The sequence below is a fragment of the Streptomyces sp. YGL11-2 genome, assembly GCF_050054615.1.
Classification (GTDB): Bacteria; Actinomycetota; Actinomycetes; order Streptomycetales; family Streptomycetaceae; genus Streptomyces.
On sequence record NZ_JBNHIN010000076.1, the window covers coordinates 24,172 to 25,301 of the forward strand.

At 67.3% G+C, this 1,130-nt stretch carries 2 protein-coding genes; both read right to left on the reverse strand.

Going from position 1 to position 1,130, the window contains the following annotated elements:
* Nucleotides 1–26: 26 nt before the first annotated feature.
* Nucleotides 27–428, reverse strand: coding sequence for a hypothetical protein (locus ACO1BR_RS40505; protein ID WP_426800112.1), 402 nt, complete (start codon nucleotides 426–428; stop codon nucleotides 27–29).
* The gene (locus ACO1BR_RS40510; RefSeq protein ID WP_426800113.1) at nucleotides 425–844 is read right to left on the reverse strand and encodes a hypothetical protein; all 420 of its coding nucleotides are present in this window, start codon (nucleotides 842–844) and stop codon (nucleotides 425–427) included. The genes ACO1BR_RS40505 and ACO1BR_RS40510 overlap by 4 nt, the downstream gene beginning before the upstream one ends.
* Between the last annotated feature and the right edge of the window lie 286 nt (nucleotides 845–1,130).

The following is a 1,130-nucleotide window of genomic DNA, read 5'->3' on the forward strand; positions in this document are numbered from 1 at the left end:
CGGGACTTGGGCGGGACGTCCGCGCCTTACTTGGGCGGTGTCCACCAGGTGAACTGAAGGACGGCGTCGTTCCAGTCCTTGTCGGCGTCGTCCTCGGACAGCACCATGCTGATGTTGAACAGCCCGAGGGTGCTGCTCACCGGCATGGTCTGGTGGTCATGTCGCGAGCCGTTCTTCAGGTACTGGGTGTGGACCTCGATCTTGTACCGCTGGCTGTGCGGGGCCACCCAGCGGATCCCGCAGCCGTTCAGCTGCGAGCCCGTCATGGCCTTGTTGCCCTCGCCCTGCCCTTCGAGGTGCCAGGTGTCGAAGGGGTTGCTCTGGCCGTCGTAGTAGAACCGGAGGGTGGCGTACTGGCGGAACCAGGCGTTGGTGAAGGCGCGGACCTCGACACCCCGGCTCGACGGGATCCATACGGTCTCGCTCATGCCGCACCTCCGATGGTGGAGACGCGAACGGCGAACGGCGAGAACTTCTCCTGGCTCTTGTCGTAGAACTCCGGGTTCAGCGACACCTCGACGTTGACGGTCCCGGTGTCCAAGGCCCATGCGTCACGGATGGCGGCCCGTCCCCACCTGACGCCCTGGATGTAGGCGACGGCCAGGTAGTTGGTATCCGGGCAAGCGGCGGGCAGCGGGACCTTCACGTTGAAGTACGGCCATTCGTTGGGGTCGACGGAGCCGCTCCCGATGTCGTTCCAGCTCTGGGCCTCTTTCCTCGCCCGCTGGACCAGGAGCGCAGTGCCCGGGTCGCCCTTGTCCCCCTTATCGCCCTTGTCTCCCTTGGGGCCGGGGCAGCCGACTCCCTTGTCACCCTTGGGGCCGCGCTCCCCCTGGGGGCCCATGGGACCGACGTCGCCCTTGTCGCCCCTGGGGCCGGAGGGCCCGGTGTCACCCTGGATGCCTGTAGGCCCGGTGTCACCCCGGGGGGCCGGTGGCACCAGGGTAGCCCTTGGGGCCCCGGTCACCCTTGGGGCCGACCGGACCCGGGTCGCCCTTGTCGCCTGGGTCCCCCTTGTCGCCCTTCTGGCATTCGGACAGGTCAAGACTTGTATCAGACATGACAAACCTTCCTGTTGGAGACTGACCCGCGTTCAGTGATCGGAGGGGTTGGCGTCGGCGGCCGGTGGC